Annotated in this window: 8 protein-coding genes; 3 read left to right on the top strand and 5 right to left on the bottom strand. The window is 49.9% G+C overall.

Annotation, left to right across the window (positions count from 1 at the left end; genetic code table 11):
• A partial coding sequence (locus HUK38_RS00760) for a type ISP restriction/modification enzyme (protein WP_194374822.1) occupies positions 1-1,890 on the top strand: 1,890 nt, incomplete at its 5' end.
• Positions 1,891-1,957: 67 nt separating this feature from the next.
• Here HUK38_RS00760 and epmB read toward each other — a convergent pair.
• Positions 1,958-2,980, bottom strand: a complete 1,023-nt coding sequence (epmB, locus tag HUK38_RS00755) for an EF-P beta-lysylation protein EpmB (RefSeq protein ID WP_182581853.1) — start codon at positions 2,978-2,980, stop codon at positions 1,958-1,960.
• A 57-nt stretch (positions 2,981-3,037) separates the two neighbouring features.
• On the opposite strand from epmB, the gene efp reads away from it, so the two are divergent.
• Positions 3,038-3,610 (top strand): elongation factor P, encoded by a 573-nt coding sequence (efp, locus tag HUK38_RS00750; RefSeq protein ID WP_182581852.1) that lies wholly within the window; start codon positions 3,038-3,040, stop codon positions 3,608-3,610.
• Positions 3,607-4,620: an EF-P lysine aminoacylase EpmA gene (gene epmA, locus HUK38_RS00745; protein ID WP_182581851.1), complete on the top strand. Its 1,014-nt coding sequence runs from the start codon at positions 3,607-3,609 to the stop codon at positions 4,618-4,620. The genes efp and epmA overlap by 4 nt, the downstream gene beginning before the upstream one ends.
• A gap of 97 nt (positions 4,621-4,717) precedes the next feature.
• On the opposite strand, the gene HUK38_RS00740 is transcribed toward epmA, so the two are convergent.
• The 4 genes from HUK38_RS00740 to HUK38_RS00730 form a co-directional block, all read right to left on the bottom strand.
• On the bottom strand, positions 4,718-5,059 hold the full coding sequence (locus HUK38_RS00740) for a nucleotidyltransferase family protein (protein WP_182581850.1): 342 nt from the start codon (positions 5,057-5,059) through the stop codon (positions 4,718-4,720).
• A complete protein-coding gene (locus HUK38_RS14875; protein ID WP_202985498.1) occupies positions 5,056-5,295 on the bottom strand; it encodes a nucleotidyltransferase substrate binding protein in 240 nt (79 codons plus the stop codon). The genes HUK38_RS00740 and HUK38_RS14875 overlap by 4 nt, the downstream gene beginning before the upstream one ends.
• Positions 5,261-5,515 (bottom strand): hypothetical protein, encoded by a 255-nt coding sequence (locus HUK38_RS14870; RefSeq protein WP_202985497.1) that lies wholly within the window; start codon positions 5,513-5,515, stop codon positions 5,261-5,263. Before HUK38_RS14870 ends, HUK38_RS14875 begins: the two co-directional genes overlap by 35 nt.
• A 185-nt stretch (positions 5,516-5,700) precedes the next feature.
• Positions 5,701-6,762, bottom strand: coding sequence for a carotenoid 1,2-hydratase (locus HUK38_RS00730; protein ID WP_238787337.1), 1,062 nt, complete (start codon positions 6,760-6,762; stop codon positions 5,701-5,703).
• Positions 6,763-6,793 lie beyond the last annotated feature (31 nt).

Here is a 6,793-nt window from a genome sequence, read left to right as displayed (position 1 = left end):
AATTTTCCCAATTTATGTTTCGTGGATACATTAGATAATGTCGGGGCGCATACGCAAACGGCGGGGGAAACGGGCGATTTCTTTAGCGCGGTGAGTGAAGAAAATAAGGCGCGGATTCGACGGCAAAACGAACAGCGTATTAGTGTGATTATTGGTAATCCGCCGTATAATGCGAATCAAATGAATGAAAACGATAATAATAAAAACCGTAAATATGATGCGGTTGATACGCGGATTAGTAAAACTTACATTGCCGCCAGTACCGCGCAAAAAACCAAACTATATGATATGTATGCGCGCTTTTTTCGCTGGGCAAGTGATCGGTTAACAGATGATGGGATTATTGCATTGATTACCAATCGCAGTTTTATTGATAGCCGGACGTTTGATGGATTTCGCCAGTGTGTGAGCAATGATTTTCACGAGGCTTGGATTATTGATTTGGGCGGAGATTGGAAAAAATCGGGCGATACGCGGGCGAGTGGCGGCAATGTGTTTAGCATTGGCACGGGCGTAGCTATTTCATTTTGGATTAAAAAACGCAGTCAACAAACTAAACAATCATTCGGGCGGATTTATTACATTGCGGCAAATCAAGTGGTGCAATCGGCTGCCGATAAACTCACTTGGTTGGATAGTCATCAGTTGCGCGATATGGCGGTTGAAGAACTCATTCCGGATGTCCGCAATCAGTGGTTAGATTTAACTGATAATGACTTTGATACCTTGATTCCGCTGGCAAATAAAACAACCAAACTGGCAAAGAAAGCGGCGGATGAACGGGCAATTTTTAAGTTGTATTCGTTGGGCGTTGTGACAGCGCGGGATGAGTGGGTTTATGATTTTCATAAGTCTCGGTTATTTAATAAGATTCAATACTTAACAAACACCTATAATGCTCTATTATCTGATCCTCAAGATGAAAGTTTTCCAACCTCTATAAAATGGACACGCGCTTTAAAAACAACGTATATGCGCAAAGAAAAATTGGAGACCGATGACGCAAAAATTCGATTAGGTTTTTACCATCCATTCGTTAAAAAATACATCTATTTTGATAAAAGCCTTAATGAATTTCAATATCAAACATCCCAATTTTGGCCAACTAACCACGATAAAACATTAGCAATTTGTTTTACAATTGGTGGCAGGCTTGAATTCTCATGTTTAATAACAAATGCAGTGCCAAATTTGACAATATTCTCTCTCGATGCTAATCAAGTACTGGGGCAGTATCGTTACGATACCGATGGAAACGAGTTCGAAAATATCACCGACTGGGCGCTAGCACAATTCACCACCCATTATCAAACTGCATTAAATAGCCCCGCCCGCGCCCTTGATAAACCCGCCATTTTTCATTATTGCTACGCCGTTTTACATGATCCGATTTACCGCGATAAATACGCGCTTAATTTGAAACGTGATTTCCCGCGCATTCCATTCTATTCGGAGTTTTGGCGCTGGGTTGATTGGGGCGCGGCATTACTTGATTTGCATCTCAATTATGAACAGATCGCGCCATTTCCATTCACCCGCATTGATCAACCGGATGAACGCGCCCGCTCTGCCGGCGTCAATCCCAAAGTGTTATTACGCGCTGATGTGAATACCGGCAGCATTCGGATTGATAGCGAAACCACATTAAACGGCATTCCCGCCATTGCCTGGACATATCAACTCGGCAACCGCTGCGCCATTGAATGGATACTCGACCAATACAAAGAAAAAACGTCCAAAGACCCGACGATCCGCGCTCGGTTTAATACCTACCGCTTTGCCGATTATAAAGAAACAGTGATTGATTTAATTGCGCGAGTGACGACCGTCAGTATTGAAACGATGCAGATCGTCAATGCAATGCGGGAATTGACACGGCCTACTGACTAATCAAATGTGCCGTGTCATTTCATGCAGGAATGTGGGAAAAATCAAACGACATTAATGCGATGTTTAATTAAACAAACGGCAATTTACTTAACGCCCCCGCCACCTCGCGCACCGGCCGCGGCATGAGATAACCGGGTAATTGCCGGCGCAATTCAATCATCAACCGCCGTGCGTGTTGATCGGGTAAATAAAATGCCGCGCTGCCGGTCACCAAATCGAGTAAATGCAAATAATACGGCAACACGCCGCAGTCAAATAACCGCTCACTTAATTGCCGCAAGGTCGCCACGTCATCATTCACGCCGTGCAATAAGACACTTTGATTAAATAACACCACCCCGGCGCGGCGCAATTGATTTAATGCCCGCGCCACCTCATCATTTAATTCGGCCGCGTGATTGGCGTGAATCACCATCACCACCGGCAGCCGCTGGTGACTGAGCAATTGCACCAGCGCCGGCGTCACCCGAGCGGGCAGCGCGACCGGCACTCGCGTATGCAGGCGCAGGCGCTTGAGTTGCGGCAGCGCGGTCAGTTGGTGCAACAATCGCGCCAGCAGCCGATCTGCCAACATCAACGGATCGCCGCCGCTCAAAATCACCTCATCTACGCTCGGCGCCGCCGCGATCAGCGCCAGTGCTTGGCTCAATTTGGCGGCCGTCGCCACCCCGGCGTGGGCGGGAAAACAGCGCCGCAGGCAATAGCGGCAGTGCAGGGCGCAGGCGGCGGTGGTCAGCAGCAGCACCCGCCCGTTGTATTTGCGCAACAGGGCGGGCGCGGCGCGGGCGGTCAGATCGCCCACTGGATCGCTGCTGTAGCCGGCCGGCGTCAGTAACTCATTGATTTGCGGCAATATTTGCAGCAGCAGCGGGTCGTCGGGATTGCCGCGCTCGATGCGGTTGACAAATGACAACGGGACGCGCACGGCAAATCGCCGCGCCCCGGGCGTCGCCGCCGCCGCCAGTGCCGGGTCAAGGTCTAACAACTGGCACAATTCTTTGGCCGAGCGCACCGCCGTCGCTATCTGGTGCTGCCAATCGCCGCGGTTGGCGCGGTCAGCCTGACAGCGCGGCGAGCTTCGCGTTACCATAGGCGCCGTTTAATCCCAATCATGCAATCAATCATCAATATTAAGGAATGCTAGTCAATGGCAATTTATAAAACAAATGAATTTAAAAGCGGGTTAAAAATTATGCTCGACGGTGATCCATATAACATCGTGGAGAATGAATTTGTTAAACCCGGTAAGGGTCAAGCCTTTAATCGCGTGCGAGTGAAAAATCTTAAAACCGGGCGCGTGGTGGAGCGCACGTTTAAATCCGGTGATACCGTCGAAGCGGCGGATGTTATGGATACCGAATTGCAATATTTGTATAACGATGGCGAGCATTGGCATTTTATGCACCCGGAGACTTTTGAACAAATCACCGCCGATGCGCCCGCGGTGGGTGATGCCACGAAATGGATTAAAGAACAGGATATGTGTTCCGTGACATTGTGGAATGGGATTCCGCTGAATGTCGAGCCGCCCAATTTTGTCGTATTGAAAATCACCGAAACCGACCCGGGCGTGAGAGGCGACACCTCCGGCGGCGGTGGCAAACCTGCAACACTGGAGAGCGGCGCTGTGGTCAACGTACCACTGTTCGTGCAATTGGGCGAAACCATCAAAGTGGACACCCGCACCGGCACTTACGTTTCGCGGGTGAAGGACGAATGATCCCCGCCATTTCGCCACCGATTGACCACACCTGGCTGCCCTGCGCTGACTTGGCCACGCAGCGGCGGCGGGCGCAATTGTACGCCGACCTGCGCGAATTTTTTGCCGAACGGGCGGTGCTGGAGGTCGAAACGCCGCTATTGTCCCGCGCTGCTACCACTGATCCGGCGCTCGCGTCATTAATGACCCAATGTCATTTGCCGGGTCAATCTAATAATGAATTAGCCAATTATTGGCTGCACACCTCGCCCGAATTTCCAATGAAACGGTTATTAGCGGCCGGCAGCGGTGCGATTTATCAAGTATGCAAAGTCTTTCGAGATCACGAGCGCGGGGCGCGGCATCATCCTGAATTCACGTTATTAGAATGGTACCGCCCGGACTGGACGCTCGCGCACTTAATGGATGAGATGGTTGAATTATTACGCACCCTGTGGCAGCGCCCGGATTTGCCGACGAAACGCTACAGTTACCGCGCCTTATTTCAACAATTTTTGGGAATTGATCCCTGGCATTTGAAAATTGAAACCCTGCCGCATCACGCCATTGCACACGGGATTGGCGGGGCGGAAACATTGGAATTAACGCCGGACGGTTGGCTCGATTTATTATTCACCCACTGCATTGAACCGCATTTAGGGCAGATGGGCTGTTTAACCTTTGTGTGTGATTACCCGCCCAGTCAAGCGGCGCTGGCGCGGTTAAATAAAGATGGCGACATCACCACCGCCCGCCGCTTTGAATTGTATCAATACGGCATGGAATTGGCCAACGGCTTTGAAGAATTAACCGACGCCAATGAACAGCAGCAGCGGTTTCAAAATGATTTGCAGACGCGGGCAGAACAAAACCAGCTAATTGTGCCAATGGACACGGCGTTATTGCAGGCATTAGCAGACGGATTGCCGAATACAGCGGGCGTGGCGCTCGGGATTGATCGGCTATTGATGTTAATCACCGGCAAAACAACCATTGATGAAGTGCTGGCGTTTCCAATTGAGCGCGCCTAATTAAAATCACTCCCACGCCGGGCTGTTAAGTGCTGATTAAACGGCAATTAAAACTGCGCTTCTCGTCATTCCTGCGAACGCGGGAGTGACAATTGCTTTATTCAAAGAACTTAATCGCCTCGCCCCATTGAACCACCACATACCCCGCCAAAATCTCACGATGAAACGCTGGGGGAATGCGCGCCCAATCAATGATCTGCACCATGATTGGCAAATTACTGCGACTAAACGCCTCGATCACGTCAGCGAGTACCGGGCAAGGTGTTTCCAGCGCCGTCGGGTGACGAATCACCAAATCGAGGTCGCTCGTATCGTGGCAATCGCCGCGCACACGGCTGCCATACGCCCAGACATCGGCATCAGGCACATGTTGACGCAAAATGGCGCACACCATTTTCCGATAACGTGGCAATAAATAAAGCGTATTCAAAACGGTCATGGCGCGGGTGCCGTGTTATTCGTTTCAGAGTGCGCCCCGAATTTCTGTTCCAACACCGCAACCAATTGCTGGACATCTATTAAAAACGGCGTAATCAAAGTGAGCGTTTCTTTCGCAAACTGTTCGCCGTAATCATGGGCAGTATCATTGCGATTATCGCGGTATTTGAACCAGCGTTCGACCGCCTCTAATGTCATTAAATCATGGACGGCTGCCAAGCGGATGAGGTCTTTCACGAATAGCGCATCCAGTTTTTTTACCGCTATGCCCATACGCTTTCAATGCTTTTTTCAATAGTTTGAAAACAACTTCTTGCGTCAATTCAAACCCTTTGACAATGGCATTACGATAAACTTCCTGTTGGATATGATCTGCCGGGGCTTGGCAATACAGCGTCAATGAATACTCCAACGTTTGGAGGCAACGGCGTAGATGATCAACATTGAGATAAATCACGGCATATATTCCACAACTATTGGATTATTTGTCATTCCCGCGTCTGCGGAAATCCAATAGCGCCGTATTCTGGTTTCCCGCTTGTGCGGGAATGACGGCTGTATTCACTGAAGCAGTTAACAGCCCCCCGCAAACGCCAGCGTGGGAATGCGCAATCCGCATCATCATTAATGACACGCATTGAATCACGCCCGTCGCGGCATTCGCACGGGCAATAATAACTGCACCCAGGGCTGAATAAACCGCTCTAATGACAAACTCTCATGCACCGCGCTGACTGATTCACCCAGCAAATGCGCTTGCAATGTCGAGCGCGCATAAAACGGCGTATCTTCCAGCGTTTCTAATACCCGACTATTATTATCACTCTGCATCGTGCGCGCAATTTTCCACCAAAAGGTCGGCGGTAATGATTGACGCGGCGGTGGATTAAATGGTTCGGCCTCACCATGCCGATTAAACCGCAATGCCAATGCCAATGGATCGCCCTGCCGCCGCCGCACGTCGTATAATACCGCCGTATGATGACGCAATTTCGCCCGTGACCAATCCCAATCAATAAACCCCGCCGCAATTGGCTCATCACCCCAATTACTATCCAAATAACCGGCGCCCGACCAGTGAATTGACGGGTACTGCAAACGCACTTCAACCTGTGCATCCGGGGCAATTGGCCACCAATAATGACGCCCATGATAATCGAGTTGTTGGTGATGCGTGGTCAATGCGCGAGGGTGAATACGAATTTCACCGCGCACCCGGCGCGGTAATGGCGTGGCAATTTCATCTAATTGAATAATCACCGTGTCATGTTCCCAGCGCAATTGACTTGGTCCAATCGCCAATTCATGTTGATTGCGAAAGAGCTGCCGCTGCCCGCGCTCGGTCATTGCCCACAACCCTTTATTGGTATGGCGATCATAGATAGCGACGTTAATTGCGCAATAATCATTGGGATTCATTTCACCGCGCTGCCGTGCTTTGGCATAATACGGCGAAAAAACATTGCCAACCAGCGCAATTAAAGTTAAACCATAGCGCCCATCATCACTCAACGCATCGGTGTACCACCATAAATAGCCATCGTTAATGACAGGTTGATTAAACATGGGGCGCGGTGCAATTCCCGCCGTATTGGAAATTGAATGATGCGGCGCGGACGTGGCGGAATGCGTTGTCGGTAGTTTAATTGCCGATGAAAAGGCGGTATCTAAAGCAGCAGAACGACCAGCGTGATCGTCGTACATGAAATCACTCTCTCATAAAAAATAATCGTCC

The sequence above is a fragment of the Thiospirillum jenense genome, from assembly GCF_014145225.1.
In the GTDB taxonomy this organism is placed as follows: Bacteria; Pseudomonadota; Gammaproteobacteria; order Chromatiales; family Chromatiaceae; genus Thiospirillum; species Thiospirillum jenense.
Note: the sequence above shows the minus strand (reverse complement) of the source record. Positions and strands in the feature narration are given on the sequence as shown.